The following is an 18696-nucleotide window of genomic DNA, read 5'->3' as shown; positions in this document are numbered from 1 at the left end:
CGGAAGTGAGGTCGGCGCTGTGAGGTTTCGAGGGGACGCGTTGTGACCATGCGCGAGGACGCGGTGCGAAGGACGGATCCGAGCCAAGACCTGCGCCAGCAGGTGGCGGCGCAGTTCGCGCGCTATCGAAGCACCGGCGGCCAGATCGCGCCCTACGACGAATGCGGTAAGCCGACCGACGGGTACTACGACGAACTCGTCGACGCTGGCGGCAAGGTGCGTCGCATGTGGACGGAATTGTCCGCCGATTTCGTCGAGCTCGGCACCACCGGTCTCGGTCGGCTGGACAACCGGGTGCGCAGGCTGATCGACGACGACGGCATCACCTACACCGAGCTCACCGGCGCCGAGCAGGCGGTGACGACGCCATGGCGGCTCGATCCGATCCCGCTGCTGATCTCCGCGGACGACTGGACCCGGCTCGAGGCGGGTCTGGTACAACGCTCACGGGTGCTCGACGAGGTGCTCACCGATGTCTACGGTCCGCGGCGCACGCTCACCAACGGACTGCTGCCACCGGAGCTGATCTTCGGCAGTAGCGGCTATGTCCGTGCCGCGCATGGGATTACGGTGCCGGGACGGCATCAGCTCTTCCTGCACGCGTGCGATATCAGCCGGTGGAGCGACGGTCAGTTCCGCGTCACCGCCGATTGGGCGCAGGCGCCGTCCGGCGCCGGGTACGCGCTGGCCGACCGTCGGGTGGTGTCCACGGCGATCCCGGAGGCGTTCGAGCATTCCAACCCGCGTCCGCTGACCCCGTTCGCCAGGGCGATGCGGTTGATGTTGATCGAGTCGGCACAAGACGCGGACGCCGACGACCCGGTCGTTGTCGTGTTGAGCCCTGGCGTGCATTCGGAGACCGCGTTCGATCAGGCCAATCTTGCGTCCATGCTCGGCTTTCCGTTGGTGGAGAGCGCCGACCTGGTGGTGCGGGACGGCGCGCTGTGGATGCGTTCGCTCGGCACGCTGCGCCGGGTGGACGTGGTGCTGCGCCGGGTGGACGCCGAGTTCTCCGATCCGCTGGATCTGCGGCCGGACTCCCGGCTCGGCGTCGTCGGACTGGTCGAGGTGTTGCGCAGGGGCGCGGTGACCGTGGTGAACACGTTGGGCAGTGGGCTGCTGGAGAATCCGGCGTTGCCCGGGTTCCTTCCGCGCATCACCAGGGCGCTGCTCGGCGAGGATCTGCTGCTGGAAAGCGCGCCGACCTATTGGGGCGGCGACGACAAGGAGCGCGCGCATCTCACCAAGAACCTGCACCGGTTGATCATTCGGTCCTCGGTCGACGGCTCCACCATCTTCGGCCCGGAATTGTCGATCCGCCAGCGCGCCGACCTGCGGGCCAGGATCGAGCAGCGCGGCTGGCAGTGGGTCGGCCAGGAACCCGCGCAGTTCTCGGTCGCGCCCGCGGTCGAGGGGTACGGCGGGTTGACGCCTGCGCCGGTCGGCATGCGGCTGTTCTCCATGGCGCGGCGCAGCGGCTATACCGCGATGGCGGGCGGGCTCGGCCAACTGCACCAGCGGATATCGCCGGACAACTCGGTGATCAGGGTTGCCGCCAAAGACATTTGGGTCCGCGCGGCGCCGAGTCCCGCGCCCGCGATCGCCACCGAGCCTGCGCACGAGGAACGTGAACGCAGGCATCTGCCGATCGTGGAGGCCATCAGCTCGCCTCGCGTGCTCAACGATCTGTTCTGGATGGGTCGCTACAGCGAACGGGCCGAGGCGGCGGCACGGCTGCTCATCGCGACCCACGACCAGTATCGGGACTATCGCTACCGGCCGTGGTTGGAGGGCGCCGAGGCGGTGCCGGTGCTGATGGCTGCGCTCGGGCGCGCGACGGCGACTGTTCCGCCCGACTCGGTGGTTTTCGGCGCCGACGCGGCCGAAGATACTGAGGCTGAACAGGATTCGCCGACCGGTGCGGAGTCGGCGGCGGTCGCCGCGCAGTCGCAGACGATGGGGTCGATGACTCAGACCACGGGCTCGATGACTCAGACCACGGGCTCGATGACTCAGACGATGGGCTCGATGTCGCAGTCCATGCCGGGCATACCTGCGGCGCAAGCGAACTCGGCGAACCCTCCAGCCGACGAGCCGAGCGGCTCATCGACGAGTCCTGCGGACGCCGCATCCGACTCGGCGGGCGAACCGAGGTTGGCCGACGCCGACCAGGGTATAGCCGGTGACATGACCGCGACGACAGGGCAGGGAGTGCTCGATCGGGCCATTGCTGCCGCAGCCGACGCCGCCGAGATGACGGACGCGCCGGAGGTCCCTCCGGTCGGCAAGGCGCCGGTGGCGGGCGCCTCCCGCGAGGGCCATGACTACCTGGTGGCGTTGACGATCGACCGCGACCTGCCCGGTTCGCTGGCCTTCGCGATCGATCGGTACGAGAACGCGGCGCGTGCGGTGCGCGACCAACTCTCCGCCGACACCTGGATGATCCTGAGCGCCGTCGATCGCGCGCTTGCCGAGTACCGGTTCACCGGCGGCGACCAAGAGACCGCGCTGTCCGCGGTGCATTCGCTCACCCTGGCGGCACTGCTGTCGCTGTCCGGCATCGGTGCCGAATCGCTGGTGCGCGACTCCGGTTGGTACGTCATGGATATCGGCAAACGGATCGAGCGGGGGTTGGCGTTGACCGCGTTGATGTCGTCGGCACTGACCGAGACCTATCCGGAGGAGACGGAGCGAGTGGTCACCGAATCGGTGCTGCGCGCCACCGAGTCGCAGGTGAGTTACCGTCGGCGGCACCGGGATTCGGTCCGGATCGCCGCGGTCGCCAGTCTGCTGCTCTTCGATACCGGCAACCCGCGCTCGCTCGCCTATCAACTGGATCGCCTCGACGCCGACCTGCAGGCACTGCCGGGCGCGTCGGGATCGTCACGCCCGCAACGCTTGCTGGCCGACGCGCAACGGATGTTGCGCCGGGTCGACCCCGACGATCTGGAGGTCGTCGACGAGGACGGTCGGCGTACCGAACTGGCCGAGCTGCTCGAGGGCGTGGACCTGCGGCTGCGCAAGCTGTCCGAATCGTTCGAGACCTCGAAACTGTCGCTGCCCGCGGGCTTCCAGCCGCTGTGGGGTAGCACGAGGATCGTTGGATGATCGGCCGCAACGGTTCGGCCCGGCGCTATCGCGTGGCCCATCGCACCACCTACTGCTACTCCGACGAGGTCACCAGCTCGTACGGCCGCGCCTATCTGACGCCGCGCGAATTCCCTGGGCAGCGGCTGCTTTCGCACGACATCTCGATCGACCCGGTGCCGTCGGATCAGTCGATCGGCTCGGACGTGTACGGCAACACCACGTCGTACTTCCACGTCACCGCCGAACATCGCACCCTGGTGGTCACCGGCGAATCGCTGGTCGAGGTCGATCGCCCCGACCTGAGCGGGTCCGGACCCGAGCTGCTTCCGTGGGAGATCGCGCGGCCCACCGGCGCGAACGGCCCGCTCGCCGTGGAGTTCGCACTGGACCTGCGGCCACCGGAGATCACCCCCGAGGTCGGTGCGTACGCGGCCGAATCGTTCACCCCCGGTAGGCCACTGCTCGAGGCGGTGACCGAACTCAACCACCGCATCCACGCCGACTTCACCTACAAGTCCGGCTCGACGACTGTCTCGACCAAGGTCGCCGATGTGTTCGCGGCCCGCACCGGCGTCTGCCAGGATTTCGCGCGAATCGGCGTGGCCTGCTTGCGATCCCACGGTCTCGCCGGGCGCTACGTGTCCGGCTACCTGGCCACCGATCCGCCGCCGGGCCGGGAGCGCATGGTCGGCGCCGACGCCACCCACGCCTGGTCCGCGGTGTGGGTGCCGGGCACCGACCAGGATCGGACCGGTCGCTGGATCGACTTCGACCCCACCAACGACCAATTCGGCGACGAGCGCTACGTCACAGTCGCCTGGGGTCGCGACTATGCGGATGTGCCGCCCTTGCGCGGCATCATCTACACCGACGCCAAGGAGAGCACAATTACCGTCTCGGTCGATGTCTCTCCGGTGGAGGTTTAACTCGCGTGCGCGATTTCGCCTGTCCCAACTGCGGCCAGCAATTGGCCTTCGAGAACTCGGTGTGTCTGTCCTGTTCCAGCCCACTGGGATTCAGCCTCGCCGACCTGGCACTGGTGGTGATCGGCGTTCCGCGCGGCGCCGACTCGGTCGATCCGATGGCAGGCGTCGTGGACGCCAAGCGTTTTCGGTTGTGCGACAACCTTCATGTGGCGCAATGTAATTGGCTGGTCGAGGTGCCGGACAGTGGCGCGGCGGGCACTGGTGATGCGCCCGACGCCGAGCAGCGCAAGCGCCTGCTGTGCGCGTCCTGCCGCCTCACCAGGACCAGGCCCAACGACCTCGACCCCGCTGGACTCTCCGCGTTCGCCGACGCAGAGGCGGCCAAGCGCAGGCTGATCGCGGAGCTCACCGAACTCGGCCTGCCCATCGTGGCCCGCGACCAGGATCCGGACCGCGGCCTCGCCTTCGACCTGCTGTCCAGCGGCGCCGATCGGGTGATCACCGGCCACAAGAACGGCGTGATCACCCTCGACCTCGCCGAGGCCAACGACCCGCACCGGGAACAACTCCGGATCGAAATGGACGAGCCCTACCGCACCCTGCTCGGTCATTTCCGCCACGAAATCGGGCACTACTACTACATGATCCTGGTCGCCGACGCCGAGGCGCAGCGCCGGTTCCGCGAGTTGTTCGGCGATCCGTCCGCCGACTACCAGGCCGCGATCGACCGGCACTATTCCGAAGGCGCTCCGTCCGGTTGGGAGTCGGAGTTCGTCTCCTCCTACGCCACCATGCACCCCGCCGAGGACTGGGCCGAGACCTTTGCCCACTACCTGCACATCCGGGACACTCTCGACACCGCAGCGGCTTTCGGCATCGCGCCGGCCGGGGCCAGCCTCGACCGGCCCCAGGTCGGCCGCGCGGGCTTCGACAAGATCATCGACCTCTGGCTGCCGCTGGCGTGGTCGCTGAACATGGTCAACCGCTCGATGGGCCACCCCGACCTCTATCCCTTCGTCCTGCCCGACCGCGTCCTCGAGAAGATGCGGCTCACCCACGAACTCTGCGCCGCCGCCGCCCGCTGAGCCGGGCGGGCCGTGGTGGCTAGCGCGCGACGGCTGAGTGGGCTAACCTCTTAGCTAAGGAGGTCGTCATGTCAAGCGCGGGTGCCGAGCAGTTCAATATCCATGAGGCGAAGACGAATCTGTCGCGCATCATCGAGCGCGTCGAGCGCGGCGAGGAGATCATCATCAGCCGCGCCGGGCACCCGGTCGCCAAGGTGGTTCCGCTGACTCGGGACGTGAATCGGGTCGGGCGCGGGTCACTGCGCGGCCGACTCGTGCTCGCCCCGGACTGGGACTCCGACGAGACCAATGCCCAGATCGCCGCCGACTTCGGCATGGCGCCGTGAGGTTGTTGCTCGACACGCACGTGGTGCTGTGGTGGCTGACCGATGATCCCGCCCTCTCCGATGAGCTGAAGGAACGGATCACACACGACCCGGACATCTGCGTGAGCGCGGCAACGATCTGGGAGGTCGCCATCAAGCAGGCCCTCGGCAAGCTCGCCGGGCCGGTCGGGCTCGCGGACTACCTCACCAAGGGCGGGTTCATCGACCTGCCGATCGGCCTCGACCATGCCGTCGTGGCCGGTCGGCTGCCACCGATCCATCGGGATCCGTTCGATCGAATGCTGGTGGCACAGGCGCAATGTGAAGATCTGACGCTCGTCACTCGCGACAGCTGGTGCAGGCAGTACGAGGTGTCGGTGCTCGTGGCGTGAGGCCGCGTCAGGCGTGTGCGGCGTAGATGTTGGCCGAGACCTCGTCGCGCATGGTGGAAAAGCCGGGCTGGGCACGGAGATTCGAGAACGACGGGTCAGCAAGGCCAGCCTTGAAGCGGGTCGGCTTGTCGTAGATGATGCGGCCGGGGCGGGTGCCCATGACGAGAACTCGGGTGCCGAGAAGCAGCGCCTCATCGATGCTGTGCGTGACGAAGAGGACGGTCTTGCGGCGGTCGCGCCACAGCGTGAGCAGCTCGCCCTGGAGCTTTTCCCTGGTCAGGGCGTCCAGCGCGCCGAAAGGCTCGTCCATCAGGATGATCTGCGGGTCGTTGACCAGGACGCGGGCTATTTGAGCGCGTTGCTGCTGGCCGCCGGACAGTTCGTAGGGGCGGCGGTCGGCGAGATGGTCGAGGCCGACGAGCGCCAGCATGCGTGCGGCCTCGGCGGTGCGCCGATTGCGCACCACCCCACGGACTTTCGGGCCGAATTCGACGTTGCGCCGGACCGAGAGCCACGGGTACAGCGTCGGCTGCTGGAAGACGACGCCGCGGTCGGGGTCTGGGCCGGTGACCGGATCGCCGCCGACGTGCACCGTGCCTTCGGTCGGCGCGAGGAACCCGGCCAGGATGTTCAGCAAGGTCGACTTGCCGCAGCCGGAAGGTCCGACGACGCAGACGAATTCGCCGGGCTCGATGGTCAGGTCGGTCGGGGCGAGCACCTGGGTTGGGCCGTCGTCGCCCGGGTAGCTCAGGCTGACCCCGGTGAGGGTGACCCGGTGCCGGACGCGCTCGTCGACGACCGCGGTCACGCGGTTGCCCCCTTGGCCGCCTCGGCGTAAATGCCGGTGCGATAGGTGGGTTCGGTGCCGACCGCGTCGATGCCGCCCTGGCTCACCAGGAATTCCGCGGTCTTGCGCAGATCGCCGCCGAAGCCGCCGCCGAGATACTTCGCGTCGGCTTGTTCGGTGGCGTCCAGGTAGGTGTATCCGGCCAGCTGCGGGCCGACCAGCTTGGGCTCGATGCCGAGTTGCGCGCCGAGCGAGACCGCCGCGTCCTCGGGCTTGGTCCGCAGCTGGCGCACCGCGTAGTCCTGCACCTTGGCCCAGACCACCGCGAACCGCGCGTTCTGGTCGAGGAACTTGGTGCTCGCGACCGCCAGATCGAAGGTGGGCGCGCCTGCGGCCGCGGTGTCCGCGCTCGAGGTGACGATGTGCCCGCCCGCCTCACGGAGTTTCGACAGCGTCGGATCCCACACCCAAGCGGCGTCGATCTGGCCGCCGTTCCATGCGCCGGGAATTGCGTCGGGCTTCATGTTGATCAACTGGACATCGCCGGCGATCCCCGCCCGGCCGAGCGCCGCGAGCAGGCTGTAGTGCGCGGTGCTGCCGAACGGTGTCGCGACTCGCTTACCGCGAAGCCCGTCGATCGAGTTGATCGACTTGTCTTTGGCCACCAGCGATTCCGAGGCGCCGATGACATCGTGGATCCAGAGCACCCGCACCGGCAGGTTCAGCGGCGCCGAGAGCGCCTTGGTCGCCGGACTCGACCCCATGGTGCCGATATCGAGGCTGCCTGCGCCGAAGGCCTGCACCACATCCGCGCCCGAGGAGAACTGGCTCCATTCGACTTTCGCGTTCGGCAGGCAGGCGGCGAGCAGGCCGCGGTCCTTCACCAGGAGATCGGCATTGGGGATGGCCTGATAGCCGATGCGCGCCTGCGTGGTGACGCTGGGATCCGCGGCGAAGGGGCATGCCGCGGCCGCGGACCCGGTGTCGCCGCGTCCGGATTCCACGCACCCGGCGGTGGCGACAATGGCCGCCAGTGCCAGACCGGCCGTGACCACTCGACGGACTGCGGATTTCATACCTTGCCTTTCCACGGAACTGCTTTGGCGCCAAGAAATTTGATGACCGAATCGAGCACGAGTGCGGCGCAGCCGATCACGATGATGCAGGCGATGGTCAGCGGCGTATTCAGCTGAGTGCCAGCGATATAGGCGAGGCCGCCGATGCCGGGAATGCCGTTGTTGAGTTCGGCAGCGACCACCGTTGTCCATGCGAAGGCGGTGGCGATCCGGATGCCGCCGATCACCTCGGGCAGCGTGGCAGGCAACACCACCCGCGAAATGACCTGCACCCGACCGGCGCCCAGCGAACGCGCGGCGTTCAGATAGTCCTGCTTCACCCCGGTGACGCCACTCAGCGTGGCAACGGCGATCGGCGGGAACGCGGCGAGGAACAGCAGCCAGATCTTCGACAGGTCGCCGATGCCGAACCAGACGATCAGCAGACCGATGTAGCCGAGCGGCGGCAGCGAACGCAGGAAGTTCAGGATGGGCTCGGTGATCAGCCGCACCGGCGTGAGCATGCCCATCACGAAGCCGACCAGCGGGCCGACCACGATCGCGGCGCCGACACCGGCGGCGATCCGCTGCAGGCTGGCGACCAGGTGCTCCCACAGGAAGTAGTTCTGCTCGCCGATCACCGTGCGATCAACGCCCGCCGCGAGCTGATGCCGGGTGTTGGCCCGCACGAACGCGTCCCACACCGCGTGCGGTGACGGCAGATACAGCGGATCGACCAGGCCTGCGGCGGTGATCGCCGCCCAGGAACCGAGGACGAGCGCCAGCGCCGCAAGGCGGGTCAGTGCCGGGCCGAGCACGCGGCGGTATGTCCTGGTGCGCCGCGGTGCGGCGACGGGCGCCTCGGCACCGACCTGCTGCGTGCCCGGCGTGGTGATCGCGGTCATGTAGCGCTCCGCGCAGGGCCCACGTCGGACACGGCACTCTCCTCACAAACGGCAACACTCGACGCTATCGGTGGTCACCGGCTCGAGGGGAGAGTTAAGAACGCCGTGAACATAATTCGCCGCGTGCGGCGATGCGGCTCAGCCGATGCCGTTGACGGATCCGTTCACGACATGCTCGCCGATGTTTCCTGCCAGCCACTGATTCTGCGCCAATGTCTCGAAAACACAGATCAGCAGGAGTTTTCGGCTACGCCTGCTCACCGAGTACTCGAGATCCGGCGCGGTTTCCGGCCCGCGCAGCGAGCTGGCAATGCCTTTGCGCAGGTTCGGTTCCGACAGCAGCCAGAACAATTCCGGACCGATCAACACCGATTGCCCGCCGGTCTCGTGGAACCAACGCCCGGCGAATTCGATCAGCAGGTCGGTGAACGCGTCCCCACTTTCCACCGAGTCGGTGAGCTGGCTCAGTGCTCCGGACCGGTCGACACTTGTCTGGATCACCGACGCTAGCCTGCTCGCTACTTCACGGAACTGATCTACGTCCTGGTCTTGCCAGACAGTGAGAGACATGGTTTCTCCAACGAAGTAGTCGAGGGTGGGTGAGGGTTATGCCTGAAGAACGCCTGCCTATCGGTGTTTGAGTGGAACCAGTTTGTGGCCGTTCGCGCCGTCCAAACTGTTGAAGCGCATCGGTGTGTTCGGTCCGGCGGCAGCGGGCGCGGCCACCGGCGTCGGCTTGACCAGGTCATGGCCGTTGAGCTGCGGCGATGTCACCATCTCCGGAACTTCCGGTACGGCGACCACGGCCACGTCCGCCTGCAAGGCCGCCCGGCGCTCAGCGGTGCTGCGCGCCAGCAGGATCAGCGTCAGGTGCACCGCGAAAAGCAACGTGAGCGGCATGCCTGCATAGATGATCAAGGACACTGGCCCGCCGCCGATCTCGCGCGCGTACTCGATATTTCCGGCCACGGAAACCAGCGTCGAAACGACGAAAAGCCCTGTTGCATACCACCAGCCCGCGCTGCGTTTCGGAAATGACGCGGTGGCAACGATGGCGCCGACCACCAAGCCGTCGATAGCGATCGGCACATTCGCCGCCAGGTCGGCCTCGACCAGATTGCGCACCGCTAGGTGATGCAGGGCGACAAAAGACATCTCGAACGCTTTGAGCGCAACAACGGCGGAAACTATCAACGACAGATATAGCGGCCTGGGACGTAGGATGCTGCGCCAGCGCGTCCAGGCCGGTGGACGGCGTGGCGGTATCGGCTGCTCGAATGATTCGGCAGGCAATCCCGGCGTGATCGTCGTCATAGCGGGGAGCGTAGCGTGCAAATTGCTCCGCACCACGGAGCGAGCCGGTCGAGTCGCGTTCTGTCCGCAGACGTGGCGGTGTCGCTGTCCAGTGCGGACCTAGTTACGCACGACAAACAATGCAATAGTGCGAGTAGCGGTGCGCGGTTTCGCACGCACCGCACATCGTGCGCTGTCGGGTAACTACGCGCGCAATCGTTCGCGGCGCAATTGCTCGACTTCGGGCATGGACAGCGGAGCCAGTTCCGAAACGCCGAGTGCCCGTGCCAACAGCAGATCGGCGAGTTCGGGATTGCGTGCCAGCGCGGGGCCGTGCATGTAGGTGCCGAGCACCGAACCCTGTACTACGCCTTCGAGTCCGTCGCCGACGCCGTTGCCGACCCCGCGGGTGACCCGCGCGAGCCCGGTCGCCTCGCCGCCGAGTTTGGTTCCGCCACGGTGGTTTTCGAATCCGGTCAGCGCGGCCGTGAGGCCTGGCAGCAGCGGCGTTGTGGTGACCTCGCCGATCGCGCGCTGTTGCTGCGGCGAGGTGGTGACGTCGATCATGCCGACGCCGTCGACGCGCTCACCCGACGACGTCTCGTACCACTGGCCGAGCACCTGGATGGCGGCGCAGATGGCAAGCACCGGTGCGCCTTTGGCCGCAGCCTGCTGCAGGCCAGGGTAGCGCTGCAGGTGCCTGGTCGCCAGCCGCTGCGCCGAATCCTCGGCGCCGCCAAGGGTGTAGATGTCCAGTGAATCGGGAACCGGGTCGGCCAGGGTGATTTCGATGATCTCGGCGGCATGGCCGCGCAGCCGCAGCCGCTGCCGCAGCACGAGTGCGTTGCCGCCGTCGCCGTAGGTGCCCATCACATCGGGCAGCACCAGCCCGATGCGCACAGTCGATTCGGTCATGCCGTCCGCTCCTCCAGGTCGCGGTTGAGATCGCGGAACGCGGTGTAGTTGGCCAGCACCTCGACATGCCCGGCCGGGCAGGAGGCGATGGCGCGCAACGGATTCGGCACCGTGGTGTGCTCGACGCCCGCATAGGTGAGGCGGACGGCGAGATCGGTGGCCCGCTCGCCGGCGGCGACCACCTGGACGCCTTCGAAATGCTCGAACCGCACGTCCCAGAGCCAGGACAGGTCCTCGCCGTCGGGCACCTGCCCGTTCACCGCGATGACCAGCCCGGCCGAGCCGGGTTCGATCATCGACAGCGCTTCCTGCCAGCCCGCCGGGTTCTTCGCGAGCAGCAGCCTGGCGGCGTGCTCGCCGACCTGCACCGTGCGGTAGCGGCCCGCGATCTCGCGCACAGTGCCCACCGCGGTGGCGGACTGTGCGGGTTCGGCGCCGAGTGCGACGGCTGCGGCCACCGCCTGCGCGGCGTTGCCGCGGTTGGCGCGGCCTGGCAGCGCAAGTGTCAGCGGAAGACGCAGTCCTTCAGGACCGACGAGATCGTCCCCGTCGAGCCACCAATTCGGTTCCGGCCGTGCGAAATCCGCGCCGGTGCTGCGCCAGTGACTGCCCTCCCACACGATCGGCTCGCCACTGCGCGGGCAACTGGTCGCATCCATCGACCAGCCGCTGCCCGCGGCCACCCACACCACATTCGGGTGGTCGTAGGCGATCGAGGTGACCAGCACGTCGTCGCAGTTGGCGATCACCACGGTGTTCGGGTGCTTTGCCAGGCCCGCGCGCAACCTGCGCTCGATCATGTTGATCTCGCCGACCCGGTCCAGCTGGTCGCGGCTCAGGTTCAGCAGCACCACCGCCGCCGGGTCGAGCGCGTCGGTGACGTGCGGCAGGTGCAGCTCGTCCACCTCGATCGCGGCGAGCGGCGCGCCGCGATGCGCGCTGAGCGCGGCCACGATGCCCGCGTCCATGTTGGCGCCGTCGGCCTGCGTGGCGACCGCGCCGAGCGTGCTGAGCGCCGCGGTGGTCATCCTGGTGGTGGTGGATTTGCCGTTGGTGCCGGTGATCAGCACCGTGCGGCGGCCGCGGCCGAGCTGCTTCATGATCGTCTTGTCGATCTGCAGCGCGATGAGCCCGCCGATCATCGATCCCTTGCCGCGTCCCGCTTTTTGCGAGGCCCACGACGCTGCCGCCGCGGCCCGCAGCGCGATTCGCCCACGCACCGAAATGTCTGCCACGCCGCGAGTCTATGTTCGCGGCCGACGACGAGCGCGGTCCGGTCCAGTGGCGTAGCCCACTCGCCAGGTCTTGCGGTATCGAGCCGGTATCTCCCGTCGGCTGCGCACCTGGTCGGGGCCGATCCGCTGGATGGCTCAGCCCTGATAAAGCTTCGCGTTGTAGTTCGCGGGGGCGTAGTGGCGTTCGAGTTCCTCCAGGGTTTCGGTGGTGTCCGTCTGGACCTCCTTGACCAGGCGGGCCCAGCTCGGGAGGTTGTCGGCGGGCCACTCGTCCGGCTGCCACAGGTGGCTGCGCAGGAAAGCCTTGGCGCAGTGGAAGAAGATCTGGTCGATGTCGACCTCGACCGCGAGGATCGGGCGATGGCCGCGCACCACCATGTCATCGAAGTACGGTGCGTCGCGCACGAGCCGGGCACGGCCGTTGATCCGCAAGGTCTGGCTGCGGCCAGGGATGACGAACAGCAGGCCGACATGGGGATTGGCGAGGATGTTGAGGTAGCCGTCGGCCCGGCGGTTGCCTGGGCGTTCCGGGATCGCGACGGTCCGGTCGTCGAGCACCCGCACGAAGCCTGCCGGGTCGCCCTTCGGTGACGCGTCGCAGTTGCCGTCGGCGTCGCTGGTGCTCATCACGAGGAACGGGGACGCGGCGATCCAGTCGCGATCCCTCGGGTGCAGCGTGACGCGCTCCTTGCTGGCGGCGCGAGATCCCACCTCACCGAGCAGTGCCCGCAGTTCGGCCGGATCGGTGATCGTGTCGGTACTCTCGCCCATACCCTGCATTATTGGCCGCGTGGCCGCGGCGTGGTTCGCGGCCCCTTAGTCTCGCGTCTCAGCGGTCGAGACTCGCGCCTGCGGCGCATGCGCTTCGACCGCTGAGACGCGAGACGGCCGCGAACGGGTCGCTCGTAAGACTCGCTCCGTGGTGGTTGGGTGAGGCGGTCGTGTAACGCTGGGGCTTGCACCGCAGAGGTTTTCGCCGTCCAGCACCTCAGACCGGTACGTCGAACATGTTGGGTTGGCGTGCGGCGTAGCGATCCGCGTCGATGCGGCGCAGCGGCTCCAACTCGGCCGCGCGGTAGAGGGTGAACAGCTGGCAGCGTTCGGCATTCGAGCCGGCCACCTCGAGCAGCGCGTTCACCGCGGCGCGTGCGGACTCGTTCGCGCCCTCCATGGTGGCGAGGTCGATGTTCGTGCGCACGTAATCACCGGCTAGGAACAGGTTTTCGAGCGCGCCGTGCGGCTCGGGGCGGTAGTCCCACGAGCCTGCGGTGTTGATCAGCAGTGGATCCGCGTTGGCGTTGCGGCGTTGGTCGGGCTGCCAGGTGATGCCGGGGTCGAGGAACCACGAGTGCAGGTCGGCATCGCGCAGCACGTCGCCGCGATCGTTGAGATGGGCAGTGAGCTGGGCCCAGACCTCGCGGGCGATCTCCTCGTGGGTGCATTCCTTGGCAGGCTTGCCGTAGAGCAGGCCCGGCGAGTTCCAGTCGGAGATGTCGACCGAGAGGCAGTCTTGGACGCTGCCGTCGCCGAATTCGGTGAGTTTGCGTGTCCACAGCTGGTTTTGGGTGATCGAGGTGAGTGCCCACGGCGCATCGATATAGGCGGTGTGGCCCTGCGAGATGGCGGCAGGCCTGCGCAGATAGAACTGGATGCCGTTCATCCAGTCGGAGTAGAGCCGGTTCATCGCGGCCAATTCGGGGCGCACCGCGAGCACATCGGCCGACCACAGTGCCCGCGCCTGCTCGGCAGGCATGGCGACCACGAAGTAGTCGGCCTCGACGGTGCGCGCCGCGCCGCCCTGGTCGACGATCCTGGCCGCGGCGATCCGCCCGCCGCGCATGTCGAGCCCGCGCACCTCGGCGCCGAGCTCGAAGCGAACGCCGAGCTCGCGCATCCGCTGCAGCCACGGCTCGATCCAGACGGCATTGGTCGGCCCGTTCAGCACGCGGTCCAGCGCGCCGTCGTTGCCGACCTCGGCCGGGTTGCCGAGGAACTGTTCGCCCATGGTGCCGATGGTGCGGACGCTGGCGACGTCTTCCTTCGCCGCGACCATGATGCTGGTCAGCGTGCGCGAGAGCAGCGCGCGGAATTCGTGCGAGCGGGCGTGGCCGTCGACGTAGTCGTGCCAGGAGGTGTGCTCCCACTGGCCGTAACGCCTGGCATCGCAGCTGCTGTTGAAGACGAGCAGGCGGTCGGCGAAGTAGATGCCCTCGTTGGGTGGCATCTTCAGCGAGGTGGCCAGTGCGGCGCCGAGCGTCTCGCGGAAGCTGTCCGGGGAGAACGGCATTCGGGCGAGTGGGCCGACCGGTAGGCGGAAGTCGTCGCCGTCGCGCCGGGCGAACCGCGCCTCCGGCACCGCGATGAGGTTGTTCCACACGCCATTCGGATTGCCGGGGAACGGAATTCGCCGCATGGTGTCGGGCAGGTGCTGATAGAAGCCGGGGAAGAAGCGAAAACCGTGCTCGCCGGGCAAATCGGGGCGCCCGCCGGCACCGGTGCCAGGCACCGGCACGCTGCGCGCTTTACCGCCCCAGGCGCGGCGCTCGAAAATCGTGACCTGGAAGCCGCGTTCGCTCAGCTCGTGCGCCGCGGTCAAGCCCGCGACACCGCCGCCGAGCACCGCGACCCGTCTACCCTCCGGTCCGGCCATGGCGGGTGTCGCGCTCAGCGCACCACCAACGAGGCCCCCTGCTACCGCGACCCCCGCCGCGACCGTGCCCCGGAGTGCTGTTCTCCGCGATACGGTCCATCGATTTCTTGCCATGCGCCGCTCTGTGTCTTGCCTCGAGACCCTTAGTTACAAGCTGTCACTACTGTAAAGCGGCAGGCCGACCCAGCTGTACCCGCCCTACCCGAACTTCCGCTCGGCCGAGCGCGATTCCGTCGCGTCGCAACGCGAACCCATCGCGCCGCAACGGATTACCGGGCAACAAAACATGCTCGCAACTAGATATCACGTTCCGCGACCGGGCGCAGCCCCTAAGCCGCCACGGTCAGCGGGACGCGACGGTGCTTCGTCGCGGTCTCGCCGACCAGCGGGCCCGAGTCAGGCGTTGGCGAGCTGTTTGACGGGCTCGGGCGGGGCCTGTTCCGCTTCGGGTGCCGGGGAGACCGGATCGATGACCCGCGGGCGCTTGGTCGAGGTCGCGGCGAAGGCTCCGATGATCACGATGACGCCGCCGACCAGTGACATGGGCGTGGGTGTCTCGCTGAGAAACGCCCACGCGGCGGTCATCCCGACGACCGGAACGAGCAGCGTCAGCGGCGCGACGATCCCGGCCGGGTAGCGGCTCATCAGGTAGGTCCACAGCCCACTGCCGACGCAGGTTGCCAGCGCCGCGGTGTAGGCAAGCGCCACCAGGCCAGGCCAGCCGCTGCCGGAGAAGGAATCGCTGAGCGCACGCAGTCCGGTGGTCGGGCCCTCGGTGGCGGCGGACAGCGCGAACATCGGCAGCGGCGGTATGACGGCGATCCACAGCGTCATGTGCAGCGTATTCACCCCGGGGGACTCGATCGTCGCCTGCTTGACGCCGATATTGCCGAGGGCCCAGCCGAATCCGGCCGCCAGCGTGAGCAGCACCGGAAGCAGGGTGGCGTGTTCCAGCCGATCCCAGCCGATGACCGCCATGCCGAACATCGCGACCGCGATACCGGCCAGCTGCCACCGCTGGATCCGTTCGCGCAGGAACAGCGTGCCGAGCAGCACGGTGAACGGTGCGGAGGATTGCAGCACCAGCGACGCGAGCCCGGTCGGCATGCCGACCCGCATCGCGGTGAACAGGAACGCGAATTGCAGGATGCCGAAACCGGTGCCGTACAGCAGGATCCAGCGCCACCGGACCTTCGGGCGCGGCACGAACAGCAGTACGGGGAGTGCGATGACCGCGAAGCGAAGCGCCGCGAAGAAGAACGGCGGGAAGTGGTCGAGCCCGACTCGGAGGGCGAGGAAGTTCAGCCCCCAGAGCAGGACGACGGTCAGTCCGAGCAGGCGGTCGCGAGTGGTCACGTCCTCAATCGTGGTGGCTGCGAAACATCAGGAAAATCGAATTAATGTGCAGTATTACTGTAGATTTCCTTCATGATTGACGCTTCCGTTGTCGGACGCGGTCGTGGCTGACCAGCCGATCGGCCCGCCGATGTCGGTCGAGCGGCTGCGGGTGTTGCGCGAGTTCGCCGATCGCGGCACCATCGCCGCGGTCGCCGCCGCACTGTCGATGACGCCGTCCGCGGTCTCGCAGCAGCTCAAGGTGCTGGCCAAGGAGGCTGGTGTCGCACTGCTCGAGCCCGACGGCCGTCGCATCCGGCTCACGGACGCGGGCCGTGCCCTGGTCGTGCGTGCCGACGAGGTGCTCGCCGCGATGGATCGGGCGATGATCGAGATGGCGCACTATCGCGGTTCGCCGCGCGGCCGCGTGCGCGTCGCGGTCTTCCCGTCCGGCGGTGCCCTGTTGCTGCCCAGGGTGCTACCCGCCATGGCCGACAGCGGCGTCGACATCCTCGCGGGCGACGTCGACCTGCCGCCGAGCGAGGTGCCTCGGCTGCTCGCCGACTACGACGTGGTGCTGACCCACCGCGACGAACGGTCGCCGCCGACCGCGGACCCGCGCAGCACCAGCCTGATGCTCATGCGCGAACCCATCGACGTGGTCGTCGCCCCGACCCATCGCTTCGCGGGCCGCACCTCGATCGCCCCCGCTGAACTGGCCGACGAGACCTGGCTCAGCGTCCGCGGCGGCTTCCCGGTCGACGACGTGCTCCGCTCGATCGCGACCGTCACCGGCGTGCAGCCTCGAATAGCGCAGCGTCTCAACGATTTCCGGCTGATCGAGGCGATGGTCGCGACCAACTACGCGGTCGCGCTGATGCCGCGCTACTCGGTGGTCAACCCGGCGCTGTCCAGCCTGCCCCTCACCGGTGTGCGCGCCGCCCGCATCTACGAACTGGCCACTCGGTCGCACGCCGCGCGCTCGCCTGCCATCGGCGCCGTGCTGACCGCGTTCCGCAACGCCGCGCGGGAGGTCGCCGCCGAGTCGCTGCTGCGGCCTACCGAGCGGCCCGAGAACTGATTTCGCCTTCGGGCGATTGTCGGGTTCCGACAGAAGGTGTCTGGGTCGCCGCCGATGCTTGTCGAGAACATGCTGGTAGGCGGGTCAGGTGCACAGCTTAAGGGGCAAACCCGTTCGCGTCGTTGGCATATTCCCACAACGCACGACTGTGCGCTGTGAGAGTTCCGTACATGTCGCAACCGCCGACTCGCCAAATAGATTGCAGGACAGGCCATCCAACCCGGATCGGGAGCGAGGCCCGCTGCCGAGGCAGTGCGCGACCGTCGGGGGTCGACGCCGGTCTCGCGGCATTGCAGCGGTACAGCTAGATGAAAGGACACGCGACAGAGATGCGTGATATCACCGAGTTCTCCACTCGCAACGGAGGTTTCCGCAGCGTGGTGGTGACTGCGGTCGAGGTCTCCTCCGCGCTCGGCGCCGATGTGGAGTCCACCTGGAAAGGCTTGCTCGCGGGCGAGAGCGGTGTCCGGCCACTCGATGATCCCGAAGTCGACAGCAATCAACTGCCGATCACCATCGGCGCGAAGTTCAAAACCGACCCGACCGCCGAACTCGATCGAGTCAAGAAGCGCCGCATGTCCTATGTCCAGCAGGTGGCCTATGTGATGGGCAAACGCATCTGGGACACCCTCGGCGCCCCGACCGTTGACAACGACCGGCTCGGTATCTGCATCGGCACCGGCGTCGGTGGCGCCGAGGTCATCGTCGACTCGAACGACATCATGCGCGACAAGGGGTATCGCAAGGTCTCGCCGTTTGCGATTCCGATGGCGATGCCGAACGGGCCAGCCGCGGTGCTCGGGCTCGAGCTCGGTGCGCGGGCGAGCGTCGTCACGCCGGTGTCGGCGTGCTCGTCCGGTTGCGAATCACTGGTGCATGCCTGGCGGTCGATCATTCTCGGCGAGGCCGACATCATCGTGACCGGCGGCGTCGAGGGCCGCATCAATGCCCTTGCGCTGTCCGGCTTTACGAACATGCGTGCGCTGAGCGCGCGGGTGGACGAACCGGAGAAGGCCTCGCGGCCGTTCGATCGCGACCGGGACGGTTTCGTCTTCGGCGAGTCCGCGGCGCTGCTCGTGCTCGAATCCGAAGAGCACGCGCTGGCCCGCGGGGCCAAGCCGCTGGCCCGGTTGCTCGGCGCAGGCCTCACCGCCGATGGCTACCACCTGGTGGCGCCGGATCCGGAGGGGCGCGGCAATGCTCGCGCGATGCGGCGCGCATTGGAGACCGCGGGTGTCGAGGGTGCGGAGGTCGATCACGTCAACGCGCACGCGACGGGGACACCGTTCGGTGATATCGCCGAGGCCAAGGGCATCGTCGCCGCGATCGGGAAGCATCCTGCCGTCTACGCGCCCAAGTCGGCGCTCGGACATTCGGTCGGCGCGGTCGGCGCGCTCGAGGCGGCGATCTCGGTGCTGAGCCTGCGCGACGGGGTGATCCCGCCGACCCTGAATCTCGACAACCAGGACGCGGAGATCGACCTCGACATCGTCAGCGGCAAAGCCCGATACACCGACGTCAACTACGTCATGAACAACTCGTACGGATTCGGCGGACACAACGCCGCGGTCCTCTTCGGCAAGTACTAGTCCGCACGGCTACAGCCGCTGATCCGGTGGGATCACAGAGGTTTGGCACTGTT

General features: G+C 67.8%; 17 protein-coding genes. 7 read left to right on the top strand and 10 right to left on the bottom strand.

The features are described 5' to 3' along the window. Window positions 1–48: 48 nt before the first annotated feature. The 5 genes from NA11_RS31665 to NA11_RS31645 all read left to right on the top strand — a co-directional run bounded on the left by NA11_RS31665 (window position 49) and on the right by NA11_RS31645 (window position 5798). The gene (locus tag NA11_RS31665; RefSeq protein WP_069165715.1) at window positions 49–3108 is read left to right on the top strand and encodes a circularly permuted type 2 ATP-grasp protein; all 3060 of its coding nucleotides are present in this window, start codon (window positions 49–51) and stop codon (window positions 3106–3108) included. Continuing rightward, on the top strand, window positions 3105–4016 hold the full coding sequence (locus NA11_RS31660; protein ID WP_069165714.1) for a transglutaminase family protein: 912 nt from the start codon (window positions 3105–3107) through the stop codon (window positions 4014–4016). Before NA11_RS31665 ends, NA11_RS31660 begins: the two co-directional genes overlap by 4 nt. Window positions 4017–4021: 5 nt before the next feature. Further along, entirely contained in the window at window positions 4022–5101 is a 1080-nt protein-coding gene (locus NA11_RS31655; protein WP_069165713.1) for a zinc-binding metallopeptidase family protein, read from the top strand. A 68-nt stretch (window positions 5102–5169) separates the two neighbouring features. After that, a complete protein-coding gene (locus tag NA11_RS31650) occupies window positions 5170–5427 on the top strand; it encodes a type II toxin-antitoxin system Phd/YefM family antitoxin (protein ID WP_069165712.1) in 258 nt (85 codons plus the stop codon). Next, entirely contained in the window at window positions 5424–5798 is a 375-nt protein-coding gene (locus NA11_RS31645; RefSeq protein ID WP_069165711.1) for a type II toxin-antitoxin system VapC family toxin, read from the top strand. Before NA11_RS31650 ends, NA11_RS31645 begins: the two co-directional genes overlap by 4 nt. Before the next feature lie 7 nt (window positions 5799–5805). Here NA11_RS31645 and NA11_RS31640 read toward each other — a convergent pair whose 3' ends face one another. The 10 genes from NA11_RS31640 to NA11_RS31595 form a co-directional block, all read right to left on the bottom strand. Continuing rightward, window positions 5806–6606 (bottom strand): ABC transporter ATP-binding protein, encoded by an 801-nt coding sequence (locus NA11_RS31640; RefSeq protein WP_069165710.1) that lies wholly within the window; start codon window positions 6604–6606, stop codon window positions 5806–5808. Beyond that, window positions 6603–7661 carry a taurine ABC transporter substrate-binding protein gene (locus NA11_RS31635; RefSeq protein ID WP_069165709.1) on the bottom strand — a complete coding sequence of 353 codons (1059 nt, stop codon included), beginning with the start codon at window positions 7659–7661 and terminating at the stop codon, window positions 6603–6605. Before NA11_RS31635 ends, NA11_RS31640 begins: the two co-directional genes overlap by 4 nt. Then, entirely contained in the window at window positions 7658–8545 is an 888-nt protein-coding gene (locus tag NA11_RS31630; RefSeq protein WP_084655225.1) for an ABC transporter permease, read from the bottom strand. Before NA11_RS31630 ends, NA11_RS31635 begins: the two co-directional genes overlap by 4 nt. A gap of 138 nt (window positions 8546–8683) precedes the next feature. Then, window positions 8684–9115, bottom strand: a complete 432-nt coding sequence (locus tag NA11_RS31625; protein ID WP_069165708.1) for a hypothetical protein — start codon at window positions 9113–9115, stop codon at window positions 8684–8686. A 57-nt stretch (window positions 9116–9172) separates the two neighbouring features. Beyond that, complete coding sequence (locus NA11_RS31620; protein ID WP_084655224.1) at window positions 9173–9859, bottom strand: DUF2637 domain-containing protein; 687 nt, start codon at window positions 9857–9859, stop codon at window positions 9173–9175. Window positions 9860–10042: 183 nt separating this feature from the next. Then, window positions 10043–10753: a type 1 glutamine amidotransferase gene (locus tag NA11_RS31615; protein WP_069165706.1), complete on the bottom strand. Its 711-nt coding sequence runs from the start codon at window positions 10751–10753 to the stop codon at window positions 10043–10045. Then, complete coding sequence (locus NA11_RS31610; protein ID WP_069165705.1) at window positions 10750–11988, bottom strand: MurT ligase domain-containing protein; 1239 nt, start codon at window positions 11986–11988, stop codon at window positions 10750–10752. The genes NA11_RS31615 and NA11_RS31610 overlap by 4 nt, the downstream gene beginning before the upstream one ends. A gap of 135 nt (window positions 11989–12123) precedes the next feature. Beyond that, a complete protein-coding gene (locus NA11_RS31605; protein WP_069165704.1) occupies window positions 12124–12759 on the bottom strand; it encodes a pyridoxamine 5'-phosphate oxidase family protein in 636 nt (211 codons plus the stop codon). Window positions 12760–12976: 217 nt separating this feature from the next. After that, window positions 12977–14752 carry a hydroxysqualene dehydroxylase gene (locus NA11_RS31600; RefSeq protein ID WP_069165703.1) on the bottom strand — a complete coding sequence of 592 codons (1776 nt, stop codon included), beginning with the start codon at window positions 14750–14752 and terminating at the stop codon, window positions 12977–12979. Between the two features lie 282 nt (window positions 14753–15034). After that, window positions 15035–15994, bottom strand: coding sequence for an EamA family transporter (locus NA11_RS31595; RefSeq protein WP_084655223.1), 960 nt, complete (start codon window positions 15992–15994; stop codon window positions 15035–15037). A 130-nt stretch (window positions 15995–16124) separates the two neighbouring features. On the opposite strand from NA11_RS31595, the gene NA11_RS31590 reads away from it, so the two are divergent. Both NA11_RS31590 and NA11_RS31585 read left to right on the top strand, forming a co-directional pair. Further along, window positions 16125–17054, top strand: a complete 930-nt coding sequence (locus tag NA11_RS31590; RefSeq protein ID WP_069165750.1) for a LysR family transcriptional regulator — start codon at window positions 16125–16127, stop codon at window positions 17052–17054. A gap of 329 nt (window positions 17055–17383) precedes the next feature. Further along, on the top strand, window positions 17384–18643 hold the full coding sequence (locus NA11_RS31585) for a KasA/KasB family beta-ketoacyl-ACP synthase (RefSeq protein ID WP_069165749.1): 1260 nt from the start codon (window positions 17384–17386) through the stop codon (window positions 18641–18643). Window positions 18644–18696 lie beyond the last annotated feature (53 nt).

The sequence above is a fragment of the Nocardia altamirensis NBRC 108246 genome, assembly GCF_001612685.1.
Classification (GTDB): domain Bacteria; phylum Actinomycetota; class Actinomycetes; order Mycobacteriales; family Mycobacteriaceae; genus Nocardia; species Nocardia altamirensis.
This window is presented reverse-complemented; position numbering and strand designations above follow the sequence as displayed.

Excerpts from the sequence above, each read along its gene's own strand:
- NA11_RS31665 (WP_069165715.1), top strand. The coding sequence starts at position 49 with ATGCGCGAGGACGCGGTGCGAAGGACGGATCCGAGCCAAGACCTGCGC.
- NA11_RS31660 (WP_069165714.1), top strand. The coding sequence starts at position 3,105 with ATGATCGGCCGCAACGGTTCGGCCCGGCGCTATCGCGTGGCCCATCGC.
- NA11_RS31650 (WP_069165712.1), top strand. The coding sequence starts at position 5,170 with ATGTCAAGCGCGGGTGCCGAGCAGTTCAATATCCATGAGGCGAAGACG.
- NA11_RS31635 (WP_069165709.1), bottom strand. The coding sequence starts at position 7,661 with ATGAAATCCGCAGTCCGTCGAGTGGTCACGGCCGGTCTGGCACTGGCG.
- NA11_RS31630 (WP_084655225.1), bottom strand. The coding sequence starts at position 8,545 with ATGACCGCGATCACCACGCCGGGCACGCAGCAGGTCGGTGCCGAGGCG.
- NA11_RS31625 (WP_069165708.1), bottom strand. The coding sequence starts at position 9,115 with ATGTCTCTCACTGTCTGGCAAGACCAGGACGTAGATCAGTTCCGTGAA.
- NA11_RS31620 (WP_084655224.1), bottom strand. The coding sequence starts at position 9,859 with ATGACGACGATCACGCCGGGATTGCCTGCCGAATCATTCGAGCAGCCG.
- NA11_RS31615 (WP_069165706.1), bottom strand. The coding sequence starts at position 10,753 with ATGACCGAATCGACTGTGCGCATCGGGCTGGTGCTGCCCGATGTGATG.
- NA11_RS31605 (WP_069165704.1), bottom strand. The coding sequence starts at position 12,759 with ATGGGCGAGAGTACCGACACGATCACCGATCCGGCCGAACTGCGGGCA.
- NA11_RS31600 (WP_069165703.1), bottom strand. The coding sequence starts at position 14,752 with ATGGCAAGAAATCGATGGACCGTATCGCGGAGAACAGCACTCCGGGGC.
- NA11_RS31590 (WP_069165750.1), top strand. The coding sequence starts at position 16,125 with ATGTCGGTCGAGCGGCTGCGGGTGTTGCGCGAGTTCGCCGATCGCGGC.
- NA11_RS31585 (WP_069165749.1), top strand. The coding sequence starts at position 17,384 with ATGCGTGATATCACCGAGTTCTCCACTCGCAACGGAGGTTTCCGCAGC.